Annotated in this window: 15 protein-coding genes; 5 read left to right on the top strand and 10 right to left on the bottom strand. The window is 70.0% G+C overall.

Translation table 11 applies throughout. The features are described 5' to 3' along the window. Positions 1-33 precede the first annotated feature (33 nt). The 4 genes from GA707_RS18040 to GA707_RS18025 all read right to left on the bottom strand — a co-directional run bounded on the left by GA707_RS18040 (position 34) and on the right by GA707_RS18025 (position 2,975). Complete coding sequence (locus tag GA707_RS18040) at positions 34-549, bottom strand: GNAT family N-acetyltransferase (protein ID WP_226963931.1); 516 nt, start codon at positions 547-549, stop codon at positions 34-36. 15 nt (positions 550-564) lie between these two features. Beyond that, positions 565-864: a hypothetical protein gene (locus GA707_RS18035; protein ID WP_152179838.1), complete on the bottom strand. Its 300-nt coding sequence runs from the start codon at positions 862-864 to the stop codon at positions 565-567. A 63-nt stretch (positions 865-927) separates the two neighbouring features. Beyond that, positions 928-1,695, bottom strand: a complete 768-nt coding sequence (locus GA707_RS18030; RefSeq protein WP_193315405.1) for a DedA family protein — start codon at positions 1,693-1,695, stop codon at positions 928-930. A 77-nt stretch (positions 1,696-1,772) separates the two neighbouring features. Next, positions 1,773-2,975: a lycopene cyclase family protein gene (locus tag GA707_RS18025; protein ID WP_152179836.1), complete on the bottom strand. Its 1,203-nt coding sequence runs from the start codon at positions 2,973-2,975 to the stop codon at positions 1,773-1,775. Positions 2,976-3,031: 56 nt separating this feature from the next. Here GA707_RS18025 and GA707_RS18020 point away from each other — a divergent pair, with 56 nt between their 5' ends. Next, complete coding sequence (locus GA707_RS18020; protein ID WP_152179835.1) at positions 3,032-3,496, top strand: SRPBCC family protein; 465 nt, start codon at positions 3,032-3,034, stop codon at positions 3,494-3,496. A 10-nt stretch (positions 3,497-3,506) separates the two neighbouring features. Here GA707_RS18020 and GA707_RS18015 read toward each other — a convergent pair whose 3' ends face one another. Next, on the bottom strand, positions 3,507-5,504 hold the full coding sequence (locus GA707_RS18015) for a cell wall-binding repeat-containing protein (protein WP_152179834.1): 1,998 nt from the start codon (positions 5,502-5,504) through the stop codon (positions 3,507-3,509). Between the two features lie 161 nt (positions 5,505-5,665). Here GA707_RS18015 and GA707_RS18010 point away from each other — a divergent pair, with 161 nt between their 5' ends. The 4 genes from GA707_RS18010 (at position 5,666) to GA707_RS17995 (ending at position 9,948) form a co-directional block, all read left to right on the top strand. Continuing rightward, positions 5,666-6,214: an NADPH-dependent FMN reductase gene (locus GA707_RS18010; protein ID WP_152179833.1), complete on the top strand. Its 549-nt coding sequence runs from the start codon at positions 5,666-5,668 to the stop codon at positions 6,212-6,214. Between the two features lie 51 nt (positions 6,215-6,265). Beyond that, positions 6,266-7,612, top strand: coding sequence for a 4-aminobutyrate--2-oxoglutarate transaminase (gabT, locus tag GA707_RS18005; protein WP_152179832.1), 1,347 nt, complete (start codon positions 6,266-6,268; stop codon positions 7,610-7,612). Next, positions 7,609-8,955, top strand: a complete 1,347-nt coding sequence (locus GA707_RS18000) for a nitrate/nitrite transporter (RefSeq protein ID WP_152179831.1) — start codon at positions 7,609-7,611, stop codon at positions 8,953-8,955. Before gabT ends, GA707_RS18000 begins: the two co-directional genes overlap by 4 nt. Positions 8,956-9,141: 186 nt before the next feature. Continuing rightward, positions 9,142-9,948 (top strand): SDR family NAD(P)-dependent oxidoreductase, encoded by an 807-nt coding sequence (locus GA707_RS17995; RefSeq protein ID WP_226963930.1) that lies wholly within the window; start codon positions 9,142-9,144, stop codon positions 9,946-9,948. A 106-nt stretch (positions 9,949-10,054) separates the two neighbouring features. Here GA707_RS17995 and GA707_RS17990 read toward each other — a convergent pair whose 3' ends face one another. From GA707_RS17990 to GA707_RS17970, 5 genes are all read right to left on the bottom strand, one after another. Next, positions 10,055-10,819, bottom strand: a complete 765-nt coding sequence (locus tag GA707_RS17990) for an SDR family NAD(P)-dependent oxidoreductase (RefSeq protein WP_152179830.1) — start codon at positions 10,817-10,819, stop codon at positions 10,055-10,057. 10 nt (positions 10,820-10,829) lie between these two features. Next, positions 10,830-11,621 (bottom strand): DUF4190 domain-containing protein, encoded by a 792-nt coding sequence (locus GA707_RS17985; RefSeq protein ID WP_152179829.1) that lies wholly within the window; start codon positions 11,619-11,621, stop codon positions 10,830-10,832. 187 nt (positions 11,622-11,808) lie between these two features. Beyond that, positions 11,809-12,993 carry an acyl-CoA dehydrogenase family protein gene (locus tag GA707_RS17980; protein WP_152179828.1) on the bottom strand — a complete coding sequence of 395 codons (1,185 nt, stop codon included), beginning with the start codon at positions 12,991-12,993 and terminating at the stop codon, positions 11,809-11,811. Between the two features lie 105 nt (positions 12,994-13,098). Next, positions 13,099-13,836, bottom strand: coding sequence for a DUF5995 family protein (locus GA707_RS17975; protein ID WP_152179827.1), 738 nt, complete (start codon positions 13,834-13,836; stop codon positions 13,099-13,101). 91 nt (positions 13,837-13,927) lie between these two features. After that, positions 13,928-18,247 carry a multicopper oxidase domain-containing protein gene (locus GA707_RS17970; protein ID WP_226963929.1) on the bottom strand — a complete coding sequence of 1,440 codons (4,320 nt, stop codon included), beginning with the start codon at positions 18,245-18,247 and terminating at the stop codon, positions 13,928-13,930. Positions 18,248-18,255 lie beyond the last annotated feature (8 nt).

The raw sequence follows: 18,255 nt of genomic DNA, 5'->3' as shown, positions 1-18,255 counted from the left end.
CGTGCGAGACGTCGACACCCGGCGCCGACTCGCTCAGGAGTCGTCGAGGGCCCGCTCGTATCGGAGCAGCTCGGGGTAGGGCGGGAACGCGCTGCGGGCTCGCTCACCGGTCGGCCGCCAACCGAGCCGTTGGTAGAAGCGGAGGCCCCGTCGGTTGTCGGTGAAGACCAGGAGCCATGCTCGCCGCACCCCTCGGGACCGAAGGAGAGAGATGACCGCATCGTCCGCGGCCTGGGCGGTCCCCGACCCCCACCTGTCGAGGGCGACGCCGAGGTGGAGGATCTCCGCGCCCCGCACGGCGGCGAAGCCGACCGGCGCCTCATCCTCGAGGACGACGTAGCAGTCGATGTCAGCTGCGGCGATCTCCTGCAGCCAGCGTTCGCGGATGTCTCTGCGGGGGAAAGGATGCGAGTCCTGCGGGAACACCTCGCCGAGTCCGGCGACAGCCCCCGGTTCTTGGATGTCGAGGACCGCCGACACATCCTCGACCCGCATCGGACGGAGGCGGACCGGTCCGATGACGCCCCTCCCGGACCGGGTGGTCGTCACGCAACCCACCGCCTGCTAGGCACCGCCGAAGCCGCTGAGGAGGAGCCAGAAGACGAGGAGCCCGATGAGGGCGGCGAGGACCCCCCAGGCTGCACCGATGAGGGCGCGCCGACCCGTGGGAGCTCCCGGCGTCGTCAGTGCCGGGAGGGCGACACCGGCACCGGCCCCGATGCCGGCCATCAGGAGCAGGTCGACAGGGATGATCCAGTTCTCGGCGCCAGGCCCGTCGAGGACGGACGCGACCACCGGGAGGGACAGGATTCCGGCCGTGACCAGGCCGACCGCACCGAGTGCGCGCTGCAGGGAGGGGCTCATGCGCCGAGAGTAGCGAGTCCGGCCGCTGGGAGTCGCGCCATGTGAGTTGCGCGCGCCGCCGACTCACGCAGGCTCGTTCGTCACCATCGCCGCCTTTCGTGCGGCTCGGTGCCGCCGGATCAGGACGAAGACGATCGCCACTGCGAACGTGCTGACCAGGCTGGACAGGACGAGAGCCGCGATCGGGTTGTCGCCCAACGCCGTCCCGAGGAGGTAGGCCGTCAGGCAGGTGACGATCGACCACAGCGTCCCGCCGATCGACGACCACAGGAGGAACTTCCGGTACGGGTACGGCGTCAAGCCACAGGTTGCGTTGACGACGAACCGAAGGCCGGGAACATATCGACCGACGACGAGCAGGACGGGTGCGCTGGACCCGATGAGGTCCATAGCCTCGGCGACATTGTCCCTACGCATCGCCGCGTCGAGCTGTCGCTGGAACCGACGTCGGCTGAGCCGGGCCAGCCAGTACAGCGCGGAGTCACCCGTGATCGCACCCACCGCTCCAGCCAGGATGACCACGGGCAGGTCGAGCAGTCCTTGCACCGCCAACGTGGAGGTCGTGATGAGCGTCGTCTCGGCGGGGAAGATCGCGCAGACTCCGTCGGCGAACACGAGCAGGGCTGAGATCACGTAGGCCGTCCGGGGCGTGAGGTTTCCCGGCGGTTCCCATTCGCTCAGGGCGAGGGCGAGATCGCGCAGGCCCGCACCGAGGAGGAGAAGCCCGACCGCGACGAGAATCCAGAACCAGGGCCGCCGTGGGCTGAGCACCCGCCGGTCCCGGGCGGTGGGCTCCGCGGCTCCGTCGACCAAGCCCCCGCCATCGCTCATGGGCATGCTCCTCGCATCGGGAGAACCGGCTGTTCAGCCTGTCCCGACGAGCCTAGGGCGCCCGCACATCGGTGGCATCACCCTTCGAGAGGGATCCGCGCCGACGACCTCGAGAGCCGGCCCCTCGACGGCCCGAGCGTCGCAGCGACGAGGGCGCGCTTGGCCCGGGGCGGCATCCGCCGGAACACCCCCCACATGGCCGACGCCATGGCCGGTGCGGTCGAGTCACGAGACATGAAGTCACGCTGCGCCTGGACCGGCAGCCGCCCGAATGCCTCGAACAGCTCGAGCGTCCCGTCGACGTCGAGCCGGAGCAGCGCCCGCAGACCCATCTCGCGCAGCAGGTCGCCCGGGCCGGTGGGGTCGATCTCGGACGGCAACCGGCCCTCGCCTCGCAGCCCGGTCCCGATCGCGCGGGCGAGTTCGTCGGCGTGCCGTAGCGAGTGGGCCACCGAGTAGCCCGTGACGAGGTTCCCTCCCCGCCCGGCGGTGCCGACGGCGAGGATCCCTTCCGCGGGACCATGACCCCGACCGCGCATCGGGATGCGGACGATCTCGCGCTCCAGTGGTGCGTCGACGACGGCCGGCCGGATACCCCGCGAGACGAGTCTGCGGCGCAACCGGCGCTTGAGCTCGGGGATCGTCATGGCGGGTGCGGCCGCCAGACACGTCTCCTCCAGCAGCACCCGACCTTGGCCGAGAGGGATCGCGTAGAGGAAGGTCGGCGTCCCGCGCCGGTCGCCCTCGTCCGCCCAGTCGGTGCGCCAGTCCATGAGCAGGCCGGCCGCGCCGTCGAGCGCCGGGGCGGCGTCCTCCGCCGGGACGACGATGCCGTATGCGGTCTGGGCCGGAGCGGGATCGTCCGGCAGGTGCCCCTCCGGTCGGGCGCCGCGTGCGTCGACGACGACCCGTGCCTGACCTGGACGTGATCCGAGCAGGTCGACCAGGTCCGCGTCCTCGAGCCGCGCCCGCCGCACCTCGACCGCATCGAGCGGCAGGGCCTGCTGCAGAGCGAGGTTGTCGAGCACGAGGTAGTCACGGTGCAGGGTATGTCGCCTCCGGGCGCGCAGCTCGGGCCCTGCCACGCGTGCCCGGACCACCGACTCGGGCAGTTCGTTCAGCTCATCGCCCCAGATGCCATAGGTCGGGCTCCACACCGCTTCGGGGCGCGGGTCGAGTGCGAGGACGGACAGGCCGCGAGCCGCGGCGCGGGAGGCCACCGCCCTCCCGGCTGGACCGAGCCCGACGACCGCGAGATCGAACGCGCTCCCGGTGTCCACGCGTCCATCCTCGCAGCCCGCGCCACCGCGGGACGCGCACCCAATACGGTGGGACGGTGAACCGCTTCGCCACCTCGATCGAGAAGGTCGCCGAGATCCCCTACGCCCAGGGGGCGATCTGGGCCGTCGTCTCCGACCCGCACCAGGTCGCCCAGATGACGCCGTTCCTGCGGGAGATCCGTGTCGTCGACACCGGAACCTGGGTGTGGGAGCTGCATGGCATTCCCTACCCCGGAGGGGAGTTCGCGGCGCACTTCACGGAGGCCATGGACCTCCAGAAGCCGACCCGCATCGACTTCACGCACGACCCGGACGGCCGTGAGCTCGCCGGGGCGGACGGGTGGTACTCGCTCGAAGCGGTGACGCAGGCGTCGACCCGCCTGGCGATCGGCCTGACCGTCCATGCGATGTTGCCGGCGCCGAGCTGGGCGGGCAAGGTCATCGAGCCCGCCATGCACGCCGTCGTCCAACAGATGGGCAACCGCTTCGCGGCCAATCTGGAGAAGACGCTCTCGGCCTGAGGTCCGCGGGTCAGGGCAGATACTCGCCCAGCGCGAGGTGGACCCTCCGCGACACGGCCGCGTCGGAACCGAGGACCACGATCCGCTGCGGCGCCAGGCGACGGAGCTCTTCGGCCGCGGCCGGTGAGAGGCTGCGCGGATCCGTGATGAGCAGGGGTCCGGCCTGCCTGCCGGCGACAGGCGCTGCGGACAGGGCGTCCGGGAAGTTGCGTCCGGTGGCGACGTAGGCGACCGGAACCCCCGAGGGGAAGGTGCCGGCACTGACCCGGGCCGAGGTCTCGTACCGGGTCGGACCCGACATCCGCCCGGCGCCCAGCGTCGCGAGCGAGCCCAGCGTCTCCACGACCGAGTCGCTCACCGCGCCACTGGCGCCGAGCACGACGATCCGCTCCGGTCGCAACCTGCCCAGTTCCGCGGCGATGACGTCTGGGACGCGATCCGGCAGGGTCAGCAGAAGCGGTCCCCCGAGCAGCGCGGCTGCTGGGGCACCCGACAGTGCATCCGGGAACGCAGTGCCCGTCGCGACGAAGGCGACCGGCACGTCCGGGGCGAACATCTCCGCGCTGATCAGCGCCGAGGTGGCATAGCGAGTCGACCCGCCCAGTCGCGCGGCGCCTTCCGTGGAGTATGCGGCGCTTGCCTCCGCGACGACGTCCGAGACCGCTCCCGTGCCGCCGAGGACGATGATCCGCTGGGGGCGCAGCCGGGCGAGCTCCGCGGCGATGACGTCGGGCAGGTAGTCGGGGTGGGTGATGAGCAGCGGGCCCCCCGAGGCCGTGGCGGCGGGTGCCCCCGAGAGCGCGTCCGGGAAGGTGAGGCCGGAGGTGAGGTAGGCCACCGGTGCCCCGTCGGGAAAGGCCCGCTCGCTGATCAGGGCCGAGGTCGCATAGCGGTCGCGTCCGCCTTGGCGTTCGACCCCCGGATCGGGCTCGAGGGGACTCCGGAGCGATGTCCGGAAGGTCGGGAGGAGGTCGTACAGCCGATCACCGGGACACAGGGTCTGGCCGTTGTCCCGGTGTCCCATCACGGTGGGGAGCCGAACGACCGTCCCGGCCGGGAACTTGCCGTTGCCCATGGACGTGAACTCGGACTCGCCGCGGGGATCGACGCCGTCCAGGGCGAGCTGCCACTGGATCACGGAGTCGACGGCGGCCAGGCTCTCTGCGCTCGGAGCCTCGTTCGAGAAGTCGCCGATGATGGACACGCCGAACGTCTGGGTGTTGAAGCCGGCCGACTGCGCCCCCTCGACGGCCCGGTCCAGTGCTCCCGTTCGTCCCTCGTAGACGGTGCCGAACCGGTCGACGAGGAACTGGTAGCCGATGTCGCACCAGCCCTGCGCGGTCGTGTGGTACGCGAAGATGCTGCGCACAAGTGCCGGCGCCTGGGCGGCCGTGTACGTGTTCGCGTTCACCGTGTGGTGCACGACTGCGCCCTTGTATCCGGGCAGTGAATCAGGGATGCAGTTCATCAGGCTGTCGTTCGCGCCCCACTCGGCGCGGGTGACGATGAACGGCCGGGCCGACGCGGCGGCGGATGGCGACCGCTCCTCTGGGCCGCCGTCGACGAGGATCACCTCCGCGCTCTCGCCCCCCGGAACCCTCACCTCGACCCTGCTGCTGCCGGCGGCCAGCAGCGGTTCGGTCATGGTGCGGCTGGCCGAGTGCTCCTCCGTCCCCGGGTCCGGGCCCTGGTCCTCGGACAGCACGTCGAGAGTGATCCATTCCGACCATTCGCCGTCGGCGTGGACCCGCACGTCGACCTCGGCGAGCTCGGAGTCCGGACCGACCGCGACCGCGGCGAGGTCGAAGTCGGCGGTGACGACTGCATCGGCCGGTGTCACGGCCTCTTCGAGGACGGTCGTCTCGGGCGCGCGGTCCGGACCGGAGCCGGCGGACATCACCGGGGTGAGCGTCATCGCGACGCTCGTGACGACCGTCGCAACGGCCACGCGGACCACCGCGAGCATGCTTCTCGACCGGTGCCGGCCGTCCACCCGCTCGTGCATCATGAGTTCCCCGCCTCAGCTCGACGACGCGTGACCCAACGATAGGGGAGGGCACGAGCATTGTGGGCGCGACGAGCCCGCGTGTTCGTCCCTCGCGAGCGCGCGAGGCGACCCGCGCATACCCCTAGAGTCGTGAGCAACTGGTTGACACGTCAAGGAGAGCTATGAGGATCGGCGTCATCATCGGGTCCATCCGCGACGGCCGCAAGGGTCAGGCGGTGGGGGAGTGGGTCCACGAGCGCGCCCGTCACCGCGAGGACGCGACGTTCGAGCTGCTCGACCTGCGCTCGTTCGACGTGCCGCTCCTGACCTCCAACGTCCAGCCAGGCGGCGGCAGCCGGGTCTACGACTCACCCCAGGTGCGCGAGTGGAGTGCGGCGATCGACCGGTGCGACGCCTTCGTCTTCGTCACCCCCGAGTACAACCACGGTGTCCCGGGCGCGTTCAAGAACGCCTACGACTCGCTCGGCCCCGAGTGGGTGGGCAAGCCCGTCGCCTTCGTGTCCTACGGCGGCATGGGCGGGGTCCGCGCCGTGGAGCACTGGCGGCCGGTGGTCGCGAACTTCCAGCAGTACGGCATCCGCGCGCAGGTGGCCCTCTCGACCAACACGGACTGGACCGATGGCGAGTTCGACCCGCACGATCGCTGCCTCACCGAACTGGACGTCATGCTCGACATGCTCGTCTCGGTCGCCGGCAAGCTGCGCGGCTGAGGCCGCGTCCTGCTCGGAACGACCCCTGCCGGGGCACCCTCGCTCAGCCCTATGATCGGGAGCGTGATCGAGCAGAAGCGCATCCTCGCCACCTCCGTCCCCGGGCCGCGGTCCGCGGAGCTCGCCGCCCGCAAAGCGGCCGCCGTCTCGGCCGGGGTGGGCACGGGCCTGCCGGCCTACATCGTCCGGGGCGAGGGCGGCATCCTCGTCGACGTCGACGGCAACCAGCTCATCGACTTCGGGTCCGGCATCGCGGTGACGACGGTCGGCAACGGCAACCCGAAGGTGGTCGCAGCGGTCCAGGAGCAGATCGCGAAGTTCACCCACACGTGCTTCATGGTCACGCCCTACGAGCAGTACGTCGAGGTGGCGGAGAAGCTCGCCGAGCTCACCCCCGGTGACGGCGAGAAGCGCAGCGCCCTGTTCAACAGCGGCGCCGAAGCGGTGGAGAACGCGATCAAGGTCGCCCGGCACCACACCGGTCGCCAGGCCGTCGTCGCCTTCGACCACGCCTACCACGGCCGGACCAACCTCACCATGGGTCTGACCTCGAAGAACATGCCCTACAAGCATCGGTTCGGCCCCTTCGCCGGCGAGATCTACCGGGTCCCCATGGCCTACCCCTACCGCTGGCCGACGGGGCCGGACGCCTGCGCCGACGAGGCGTTCGACGAGTTCGTCTCGCTCGTGCACGCCCAGGTGGGCGAGGAGAACTGCGCGGCCGTCATCATCGAGCCGATCCAGGGGGAGGGCGGCTTCATCGTCCCGGCGCCGGGGTTCCTGGCCAAGGTCGCCGACTACTGCACGGACAACGGGATCCTCCTCATCGCCGACGAGGTGCAGACCGGCTTCGCCCGCACGGGCGACTGGTTCGCCAGCCACCACGAGGGCGTCGTCCCCGACCTGATCACGACCGCCAAGGGCATCGCCGGCGGCATGCCGCTCGCCGCGGTGACCGGACGCGCGGACGTCATGGACTCGATCCACGTCAGCGGTCTGGGCGGCACCTACGGCGGCAACCCGGTCGCGTGCGCCGCCGCGCTCGCCTCGATGGAGTGGATGGAGGAGACCGACGCGTGCGGGCGGGCGCGCGAGGTCGAGGCCATCTTCCGGCCGCGGCTGGAGACCCTCGCCGACAAGTACGGCGTCATCGGCGACATCCGCGGCCGAGGAGCGATGCTCGCCGTCGAGCTCGTCAGCGACCTCGACGCCAAGACCCCGGACGCCGCCCTCACCGGGGCCGTCAACAGGTACTGCCACGGCCAGGGCCTGGTCACCCTCACGTGCGGCACGTTCGGCAACGTCTTCCGCTTCCTCCCGCCGCTGTCCGCTCCCGACGAGCTCCTCCACGAGGGTCTCGACATCCTCGAGGACGCCTTCGCCGAGCACGCGGGGTGAGCTCGCCGCTCAAGCGGCAGATCCACAACATCGGGCGCCGCCGAGCCTGGCTCATCTGGGTGGTGGCGCTGACCGCATACATCCTCGCGGTCTTCCACCGGACCTCCCTCGGCGTGGCCGGACTGCTCGCGGCGGAGCGGTTCGACATCACGGCCGCCCAGCTGTCGACGTTCACGGTGGTCCAGCTCTCGGTCTATGTCGTCATGCAGGTGCCCGTCGGCGTGGCATTGGACCGGTGGGGACCAAAGCGGCTGATCCTCAGCGGTCTGGCGCTCATGACCGCGGGCCAGCTGTGGTTCGCCTTCGCCGGGAGCTTCGAGGCGGGGGTGCTCGCGCGGGTCCTCCTCGGCGCCGGGGACGCGATGATCTTCATCTCGCTCATGCGTCTGGTGGCGCTGTGGTTCCGGGTCCGGCAGGCGCCGCTCGTCACGCAGCTGACCGGCATGCTCGGCCAGATCGGCGCGCTCGCCGCCGCCGCGCCCCTCTCGTATGCGCTGGCCAGCTACGGCTGGACCCCCACCTTCGCGTTCGCGGCCTCCTTCGGGTTCGCGGTGATGATCGGCGTCCTCATCGTCGTCATGGACTCGCCCTACAGCGGCCAGGCGATCGAGCGGATCAAGATCCGGGCGCTGGCGTGGACCATGCGCGATATCTGGCAGAACCCCGGAACCCGGTTGGGGATGTACTCGCACTTCACCTCGATGTTCGGCGCCAACGTCTTCGGGCTGCTCTGGGGCTACCCTTTCCTCGTCGCCGGCCAGGGCCTGTCCTCGGCGCTCGCGAGCTCGCTCATCATGCTCATGACGGTGACGGCGCTCATCGTCGGGCCGATCACCGGGCGGGCGGTCGCGCGCCATCCGTACCACCGGTCCTGGATCGTCCTCGGCATCGTCATCGCGATCATGGTCATGTGGGCCGTCGTCCTGCTCTGGCCGGGTCCGGCGCCGATCGGGGTGCTCGCGCTGCTCGTCATCGTCACGGCGGCGGGAGGGCCGGTGTCGATGGCGAGCTTCGACATGGCCCGCACCTTCAACCGCCCGGACCACCTCGGCCGGGCGACCGGCGTCGTCAACATGGGCGGCTTCGTGGCCTCGCTGGCTGCCATGTGGCTCATCGGCTTCATCCTCGACGTCGTCGCGCCGGGCGGTCCGGAGACGTACACCCTCGACGACTTCCGCATCGCGATGTCGGTGATGTTCGTGTTCTGGTTCTTCGGGGGAGTGCAGGTGTGGCGCTACCGGCAGAAGTCGAAGCACTTCCTCGAGCAGCGCAGCCCCGGCAGCCTGGACCGGCTGCGGCACGGCGAGACGCTGCTGCCCGGGATCTCGCGGGACCTGGAGTAGCGCTGGGCCGCACGCGCCCGGCTACGGCACTGGACCGAACGTACTCGACCGGGCCAACTCATACTTGGCCCGGTCACCTCCTGTATAGCGGCCGCGACCTGGTGCGCCGATGACCGACACGCGACGAGCGGGTGATGATCGGGCGAACCTCCGGCGCTCGGGGGCCGGGCGCGCCAGACTGGTCGGGTGAGCGCCGTCCGTCCCATCCCCGCAGCGTTCGACCTGACCGGGACGGTCGCCGTGGTCACCGGAGCGGGCAGCGCCACCGGCATCGGGTATGCGGTGGCCGGCCTCCTGGGCAGGTGCGGTGCCGCTGTGGTCGTCACCGCGACGACCGACCGGATCGAGCAGCGGGCCGCCGAGCTGGCCGCAGACGGCGTCGAGGCGCTTCCCGTCGTCGCCGACCTCACCGACGAGGCCCAGGCGGCCCGGGTGGTGGACGCCGCGGCGTCCCGGTTCGGCCGCCTCGACATCCTCGTCAACAACGCCGGCATGGTGACGGTCGGAGACGGTGACTACCTGGAGGGCGATCTCACGTCGACCGACCCGACCCGCTGGAGAGCGTCGCTCGAGCGCAACCTGACCACCGCATACCTCATGACGCGTGCGGCGCTGCCGCACCTGCGGGAGTCCGGGCGTGGCCGAGTCGTCAACGTCGCCAGTGTGACCGGGGCCGTCATGGCGATGCGCTCGGAGGTCGCGTATGCGGCGGCCAAGGCCGGGATCGTCGGGCTGACCCGGGCGGTCGCGGTCGACGAGGCGCGCCACGGCCTGACGTGCAACGCCGTCGCGCCGGGGTGGATCGCGACGGGCTCGCAGACACCGGCCGAGGTGGTCGAAGGAGAGGTGAGTCCGCCCGGGCGGTCCGGCAGGGCCGAGGAGGTGGCGAGTGCGGTGGTGTGGCTGGCGACGCCGGGCGCGGGCTACGTCAACGGTCAGGTCGTCGTCGTCGATGGGGGGAACTCGGTCGCCGAGGAGCGGGCGCTGCGCTGACCCGACGAGGGATGGTTCTGCGCTGGTGGGGGCGCCGTGCGGGGTGCGCGGTGAAGGTGTGCGCGTGGGAGAGGGTTCGGGCGGCCCGGCTCGCCGAGGAGCCGGCTCAGCGCGGGGGCATCCGCAGCGCTCCGTCGAGGCGGATGACCTCGCCGTTGAGCATCGGGTTGTCGACGATGTGGCGCACGAGTGAGGCATACTCGACGGGCCGGCCGAGCCGGGCGGGGTGGGGCACCTGCCGCTCGAGCACCTGGCGTGCCTCGTCGGGCAGTCCGGCGAGCATCGGGGTCTCGAACGTCCCCGGAGCCACCGTGACGACGCGGATCAGCTTGTCGGCGAGGTCCCGCGCGGCGCTGAGGGTCAGGCCGACGACGCCGCCCTTGCTCGCCGCATACGCGGCCTGCCCGATCTGCCCGTCGAACGCCGCGATGGAGGCGGTGTTGACGACGACGCCACGATCGCCGTCGACGGGCTCGTTGTCGAGCATGGCCGCCGCCGCGAGGCGCAGGACGTTGAACGTGCCGACGAGGTTGATGTCGACGACGGTCCGGAATGCCTCGAGGTCCAGGGGGCCCTTGCGCCCCACGACCCGGCCGGGGGTGGCGACACCGGCGCAGTTGACCGCGATGCGCAGCTCGCCGAGCTCGAGGGCGGCGTCGACCGCGGGCTGCACCTGGTCGGGGTCACGCACGTCCGCTGCGCAGAAGCGCGCTCGCTCACCGAGCCGGGTGGCGGTCTCCTCGCCGGCGGATCCGGGCAGGTCGACGACGACGACAGCGGCGCCGTCGGCCGCGAGCCGCTCGGTGGTGGCGCCGCCGAGGCCAGACGCGCCTCCGGTGACGAGTGCGACGGTGGTGGGGGTGATCTGCATGCGGCCCAGGCTAGCGTCGGGCACCCTCGAGCGACCCGACGGTGGCGGGGCCGTCCGTGATGACGCACTGGATCAGGCGGTCGCCCTCCGCCCAAGTGATCTCATCCGGAGCCCAGAAGGTGTAGTCGAGATCGGACGCAGAGTAGGGCCGCCCGACGAAGCTCGTGAACTTCACGTAGCACGCGCTGTCGGCCATGGCGAAGATCGAGTCGTCGCCCGGGTACTGGATGTGGCCCAGCCGGGTCTCGTGGTAGACCTCGAACTCGTGCGGTTGCGCACAGTCGACGATGGAGAGCTGCGGACCCGTGTCGTCCCATTCCTCGACGTTGACCTCGTTGTAGCAGGAGCCGTCCGTCAGGTCCCACACCGTGTCCTCCCCGTCGACGGACAGGATGAGGTCGTCCGCGGGCTCGCGGATCGAGTCCGCGAACCGCTGTGGAGCGTCGGTGAGGATGAGGGTGACGCCGGCCAGCGTCCAGAGCGCCCCGAGCGCGATGCCGGCGACGGCGAATGCCCTCCCCGCGCGTTCCTTGGCCACCGCGATCGCTCCGACGACGATAGCGACGACCGAGGCGAGCGGGATGCAGCCCAGGACCCCGAGCACGAACGCCACGACCGAGAGCGTCTGCTTCGGCGTCGCCCGGGCGGGTGGAGAGCCGCGATAGGGGTATGCGGTGCCCACGTGGTCGGGAGCACTCGCCGATGCCGGAGACCCGAGGTCGTTGGGGAGATCGCCGGGCGGCGGTGGCGTGCCGCGCGTACCGGTGGTCGCCGGAGGGACCCACCGGGGCGGTTGGCTCATGGCGCCACCCTAGGAGGGTCGTGACATGGCGTCGCCCGAGACCTGTTGACCAAGGTTGCACAAACTCTAATCTGTTCCCACTCCTTCATCCCCTCCGGCCCCGGGAATCGGTGTCCTCCCCGATCCCGGGGCCGTCCCCTGTCCGGTGCCGGGGCCTCGATACCCGGTGTCTGATAGGAAGTGCCGGTCAGCCGAGCAAGTGGCGGGAGATGACGAGGCGCTGGATCTGGTTGGTGCCTTCGAAGATCTGGGTGACCTTGGCCTCGCGCATGTAGCGCTCGACCGGCCAGTCCTGGGTATACCCGGCTCCGCCGAGCACCTGGACGGCGTCGGTCGTCACGCGCATCGCGGTGTCGGTGGCTACGAGCTTGGCGACGGCGGCCTCCTTGGAGAACATCCGGTCGGCGTCGCGGAGCCGGGCGGCGTGCAGGTAGGTCGCTCGCGCCGAGGTGACGGCGGCCTCCATGTCGGCGAGCAGGAAGGCCAGACCCTGGTTGTCCGCGATCGGGCGGCCGAACTGGTGGCGCTCCTTGGCGTATGAGGCGGCGACGTCGAGGGCGGCCTGCGCGAGCCCGGTCGCGGTGGCCGCGATGCCGAGCCGCCCGGCGTCCAGCGCCGACAGGGCGATCGCCATGCCCTGGCCCTCGTCCCCGATGCGCCGGTCGGCTGCGACCGGGACGTCCTCGAAGATCACCTCCCGCACGGTGTCGCAGTGCAGCCCCATCTTGCGCTCGGGTGCGCCGAAGGACAGGCCGGGAGCATCGGCGGGCACGATGAAGCACGACAGCCCTCGTCCGCCGTCGTCGGAGGTCCGCGCGAAGGTCGTGTAGAAGTCGGCGTGGCCGGCGTGGCTGATCCACGCCTTGCGACCCTTGATCCGGTAGGTGTCCCCGTCGCGCGTCGCCCGGGTGGTCATCGACCCGACATCGGAGCCGGCGAGCGGTTCGGACAGGCAGTATGCGCCGAGCAGCTCCCCCGACAGCATCTCGGGGAGCAGCCGCGAACGTTGCTCCTCGGTGCCGAACACGGCGACCGGATAGCAGGTCAACGCATGCACGGAGACGCCGACCGCGACCGACATCCACGCCGTGGCGATCTCCTCGAGCACCTGCAGGTAGGTCTCGTAGGGCTGCTCGCCGCCGCCGTACTCCTCGGAGTAGGGCAGGGACATCAGGCCCGCCTCGCCGAGGGTGCGGAACACGTCGCGCGGGAAGGCGTCGTCGGCACCTCCGGCTCGTGTCGCCGCTGCCTCCGGGGCGGCGCTGCGCTCGGCCTCGTCGACCTTCGGGCGAAGCTCCTTGGCGGCGATCTCGCGAGTGAGCTCGATCAGGTCCTGACCGATCTCGGTGGGCATCAGCCTCGTTGCTGGCATGGGTCCGATGCTAATGCTGTTGGAAGGCACGGTTCGAAGCACGGTTCGAAGGCATGGTTCGAAGGCATCCGGCCGAGCCGACGAAGGAGGCGCTGTGGACGGCGCTCAGTCCACGAGCGATTCGACGACGGCACGCAGGTCGGCACGCTCCCGCGGCGCGACGAGAGCGGTCAGCCACTGCACGGGAAGCGGTGGGTTGAGGATCCCCTCGCCGATGGCCGCCACGCGTTCGTCACGGGATGCGACGAGACTCTGTCGTTCGCCGTCCTCGGCCACGGCCAGCCGCTCCGCGAAGGACCAGGCCCGGCCCCGCGCATACTCGATCGACCACCCCGAGACCAGCTCGTCGACCCGCCCACCCCAGGTGTCGAGGATCCCTGTCCAGGGTGCGGTGTGGGTGAGGGCGTCCTGCATCCGGTCGATCATCGCGGCGAGCACGTCGTTGAGCCGCTCGAAGTCGTCGCGGAGGTCCGCCACCGCCTCGCCGTGCTGCACCGAGGCCGCCGCGAGGCCGAGGTCGAGATTGATGTGGGCGTTCATGCCGGCGATGACGTGCTGGACGGCGAGGGCCGACGGTGGCGCATCGAAGACGACCCGCCACGACCGTGACACAGCGCCGCCGGCCTCGAACCCGTCGGCGGCGTCGAGGTAGAGGCGGGCGAACGCGACGTCGAAGCGCTCCATCCGCTCGCAGTCGTCGAACTCGCCGGCACGGATCCCGTCGCGCACCCGCGCGGTGACCGACCGGTAGACACACGTGAAGTAGCCGCGCGGGTCGCCGGTGTCGAGGGCGCGCTCGATGCGCCGGTCCATGGCCGCGATCGCCTCGTCGATGGTGTCCATGTCGAGGTCCAGTCTGCCGTGCCTCCGCTGACAGCCGGAAGCCCGGGTGGACGGGGTCCACCCGGGCTCCGCGCCTGTCAGCGGCCGTGGATCACGGCAGCCGGATGGTGTTGGACCAGCCCGACTGGGTGGTGTCGCTGAAGGCATGCACCCGGTATCCGTAGGAGACGCCGGACGTGACGGTCTGGGTGAACGTGGTCACGCCCGCCGCCACCGTCGCGTTGGTCACGCTGCCGTCAGGGTTGGTCCGCTGGATGAGGAACCCCGTCTCGTTGGAGGCGTTGTCCGTCCAACTGAGGTTCACCGTGGAGGTCTTCCTGTTCTTCACGGTGAGCGTCCCGGCGAGGTTCGTCGGCGCCGCGACCGGGTCGGCCGCAACCTGGCCGATGTCACGGCTGCTGGCCGTGATCGTCGGGAATCCGCCGCCGGGCGGGAGGTTGTTGAACGCCGGGTTCGAGTAGTCCCAGGTGTCCCCGACCGTGTTGATGGCGTACACCCGGTACTGATACTGGGTGTTGGTGTTGCCGATCCGGTCGACGTAGGTGGCCTGACCCGTCGCGGCGCCTGTCTCGGTGGTGGACGTCGGTAGGGACGTGAGGTTGACCCTGTCCTCGGTCTGGACCATCGCGATCTGCGACCACGCTCCGGTCGACCCCGCTCGACGTTCGATGACGAAGGCGGTCTCGTTCTTCGAGTTGTCCGTCCACGTGACCGTGTACCGCCGGTTGGCACCGTTGCCCGTTCGGACGGCGGAGATGAACGTCGGTTCGGCCGGGTTGACCGCAACCGCCTGGGTACGCATCATGTCCATCTCCTCATGGCTGAGGATGTGACAGTGGAGGACGTACTCCCAGCCGAAGTTGACGAAGTGGTTCACCACGTCGATCGGCTCGCCGTCGGGGTTGAACGCCAGGAGCGGCAGCCCGAGCGCCTCCCGCTGCGTGGTGTTCGCACCCTCGATGAAGGCACCCGCTGGCATCGACGGGTCGAGCAACCTGACGCTGTTCGGCAGACCTCCCCACTCGTCCGGGATCGGCGGGATGATCGGCCGCACCGCGACGATGGTGTCCTCGAGAGGACTGATCCGCACGGTGTCCTTCCAGCCGAGCTCGGTCGGATCCGGTTTGCGGATGATGCCGTCCCAGCCGACGCGGTTGAGCAGCTGGACGTCGTAGAGATGGAAGTGGATGGGATGTGTGTCCACCCCGTTGTGCGTGAACTTCCAGATCTGCGTTCCGTCGTCCGCCTGGGCGATCGGAGTGGCCTCCATTCCCGGCGGCAGCTCGATGCCGTCGAGCACCTCGGTCGGGGGCATCGAGAACCCGTACAGGATCATGTTCTGCAGTCCTGCCTGGGCGTTCGGTGTCTCCACGCCGAGGAAGCCGCTCATCCGGCCGTACTCCAGCTCGAAGGCCTCACCCATCTCGTCCTGGATCATCTTGGGCTTCAGGTTCACCGTCAGACGTTCGTCGGCGGTCGAGGTGGTGAAGGGCGCACCGGGTGCCGTGTCGGGGTCCGGGTCGACCAGCCGGTTGAAGGTGAGCGAAGTGTCGTAGATCTGCACCGTGCCGTTGAGCGGGCCGTTCGTCGGGAAGTCGGTGCCGTAGGCGCTGTTGTACTCGCCCTGGCCGACGACGATCGGCTTCTGACCCGACTCGAACACGCCCGTTCCGTCGCCGCCCGCGAACGCCGCGTTGAGCGCGTCGACGTCGAACGCCTGAGCCGGGGCCGCGTCCGCGACCTTGATCTGCATGACGGTGCGGGTGTTCGGCCCGTACCCGGGCAGCGTGGCCGACGCTCCACCGGACTCGCGGTAGTCGCCGTTGCCGGTGTAGTAGTCGTACCGCGGGTCGCGGGCCGGGAAGGCCGCCGGTGCGTCGTTGTAGAGGATCAGGGTCTGACCCGCGTACGCGGACAGATCGACGACGACGTCGAACCGCTCGGCCGGAGCGACGAGCAGCGAGTGCTGGTCGACGTTTCCGGCGTTGAACACGGTCGGGTCGTTGACCCAGGTCGTCGGGTGCGCGGGAACCTCGACGGGCGACGGCAGGAAGCCGCCCTCGGTGCCCATGACGACCCAGTTCGGGCCCTCGGTGCCGGCGACCGGAGTCGGGAAGACCGTCGGGTCGCCAAGTGCAGCCGCGACCTCGTCCGGGTTGAGCGCGACCTCTGTGCACGCCACCCCGGTCGACTCCGCAGCAGGTGCCGTGTTGGCGGCGTCACAGACGTCACCGTTGGCGTCGACCGCCTGGTACAGCGACAGGTTGAGGAACCGGTCGTTGGCTGCGTTGAGGATGCGCAGGCGGTACGGCTTGGGCTCCAGAGTCGTCGTCGGGTACGCCTTGCCGTTGACCACGGGGGTGTCCATGAACGCCTCCATGCCCATCGAGTTGAACGGAGTGCTCGGCATGAGCGGGGGCTCGCACCACCCGGCTTCAGGGTCACAGTTCGGGTCGTAGTACTCGTTCGCGATCGGCGGATACTCGACATTGTTCGTCGGCGGCCAGAACCACGGACCGTAGGCCCACCGGCCGTAGGCGTTGACGCCGGAGGGGTCGCCGGGGTTCTGGGCCGGTGAGTAGACATGCGGCAGCCAGAGGTTACCCTCGCCGCCCCAGGCGTTCGTGTCCCAGGTCTCGTCCGCCAGGGCGAGCTGGGCGTCGTTCGGCACGAAGGTCTTGTCCTGGATGACGAGTGGGATGGTCGAGTCGGCGTCCGGGATGGTCCCGGCGTCGACGAGGGCCTGCTCGGTCTCGTCCTGGATGATGTACGGCGCGGCCATCCCGGCGTAGACGTTGAGCCGGGTGATCCCCCACGAGTGGTCGTGGTAGAACATCAGCCGCGCACTCTGGGCGTTGGTGTAGTAGAACGTCTGGACGCCGTCATCCGACGCATCGACATTCGTCATATCGGGCACGTTCTTGACGCTGACGCCCTCGGGGAAGGGAGTCGCTTCGTTCGGCGGAGTGATCCACTGGTGCGGGGTCCCGTCGGAGATCCATGGGGTGATGCCGCCGTGCAGATGGATGATCGCCCGGTTGTCCGAGTAACAGTGCCCCATCTCGACCATCATCGGCTTGGTCGCCGGGTCGTTGCACATCGGCACCTGCGGGTCGACCATGTCGGGGGCCATCCCCTCCATGGCCTCATGTCCGTCCGGAGTCATGCCGGCACCCATCACCGTCGTGTCGACCGGGAGGAAGAGGTTGCCATCCGCTCCGGTCGGCAGCAGGTTGTGGAACTCGATCCGGACCGGCCGGTCCTTCTGCGCCACGATAGCCGGACCGAGGTAGCTCGGTTCTGTCACGCCGAACAGCCCTCCGGGCAGGGGGAAGTCCGTTGGTGTATCCGAAATCTGGACGTAGCCGCGCAGCGTGGTCTCCGCTGCGAGGTCGGAGTGCATCTGCTGGGTGTACTCGACGAGTCCGATCCGGTAGAAGTCGGAACCCTCGTAGGACGCCGTGTCCGGCGTCGCCGCGGCAATCATCGGCAGCTCGTCGACGAACTTGCGGATGCCGGTGCCGGGAACGATCTCGACGGCATCGGGCCCGATCACAGTGGCTCCGAAGGAGTAGGTCCGCGGTCCGAAGATGGGGAAGTCCGTCGACGGCAGCTGGATGGCCTCACCCTGGAGGGGGCTGATGTCAGACGGGTAGTACACGCTGTCGGGCCCCGGGGAGTCGTCGAGGGGAACGCCCTGTCCGTAGAACGCGACGCGGTCGCCTGACTGCACCGCGAAGTTCGCGACCCCGAAGGTGGCGACCTCGCTGACCCCGGTGGTGGTCAGAGCCGGCATGGTGAGCAGGCCGCTGTCGAAGACGACGCTGTACTGGCCGGTGTAGCGGGTCGGGCGCAACACGTAGGCGTGGAAGGACTTGCCCGCGGAGGGGTCACCAGTTGCGGCGGAGGCTTGGTTCCAGACCTGGAACCCGGTCAGCATTCCATCGGGCAGTGTCCCGTTGGCGAGGACGAAGACGTTGTCGGCGGCGTCCGTCGCGTACTGCCGGTCCTGGAGGGCATTGCCGACCGTGGTCTCTGTGCCAGGCGTGACATTCACCTCGGGCAGCGGACTGTTGGCATAGTTGGGGTGGCTGAAGTACCGAGGAGCCTCTCCCGGCAGGGCGGCAGCGGCCGCCATCGCCTCGGCATCCACCATCATCAGCGGGTTGAGGGCGCCCTCCTGGAGCGCACGAGCGGCCGCCGCGTCGCGGTCGGCCTGGTCGATCAGCTTGTCCTTCTTCTCCTTGACCTTGGCGGCCTTGTCCTTGTACTGCTGCTTGGGATCGGGCTTGGCGGCGCTGAGCGCCGCGATGCCGGCACCGGTCGAGGTGGCGGCGGAGGTGGATGTGGCGACGCCTAAGGGCGTCAGGGTAATGGCCAGGGCAGCGGCCACCCCCACTAGTGTCTTCACCGTTGGTC

Source organism: Nostocoides sp. F2B08, assembly GCF_009184895.1.
In the GTDB taxonomy this organism is placed as follows: domain Bacteria; phylum Actinomycetota; class Actinomycetes; order Actinomycetales; family Dermatophilaceae; genus F2B08.
Note: the sequence above shows the minus strand (reverse complement) of the source record. Positions and strands in the feature narration are given on the sequence as shown.

Excerpts from the sequence above, each read along its gene's own strand:
- GA707_RS17975 (WP_152179827.1), bottom strand. The coding sequence starts at position 13,836 with ATGGACACCATCGACGAGGCGATCGCGGCCATGGACCGGCGCATCGAG.
- GA707_RS17985 (WP_152179829.1), bottom strand. The coding sequence starts at position 11,621 with ATGAGCCAACCGCCCCGGTGGGTCCCTCCGGCGACCACCGGTACGCGC.
- GA707_RS18035 (WP_152179838.1), bottom strand. The coding sequence starts at position 864 with ATGAGCCCCTCCCTGCAGCGCGCACTCGGTGCGGTCGGCCTGGTCACG.
- GA707_RS18015 (WP_152179834.1), bottom strand. The coding sequence starts at position 5,504 with ATGATGCACGAGCGGGTGGACGGCCGGCACCGGTCGAGAAGCATGCTC.
- GA707_RS17980 (WP_152179828.1), bottom strand. The coding sequence starts at position 12,993 with ATGCCAGCAACGAGGCTGATGCCCACCGAGATCGGTCAGGACCTGATC.
- GA707_RS17990 (WP_152179830.1), bottom strand. The coding sequence starts at position 10,819 with ATGCAGATCACCCCCACCACCGTCGCACTCGTCACCGGAGGCGCGTCT.
- gabT (WP_152179832.1), top strand. The coding sequence starts at position 6,266 with ATGATCGGGAGCGTGATCGAGCAGAAGCGCATCCTCGCCACCTCCGTC.
- GA707_RS18010 (WP_152179833.1), top strand. The coding sequence starts at position 5,666 with ATGAGGATCGGCGTCATCATCGGGTCCATCCGCGACGGCCGCAAGGGT.
- GA707_RS18030 (WP_193315405.1), bottom strand. The coding sequence starts at position 1,695 with ATGAGCGATGGCGGGGGCTTGGTCGACGGAGCCGCGGAGCCCACCGCC.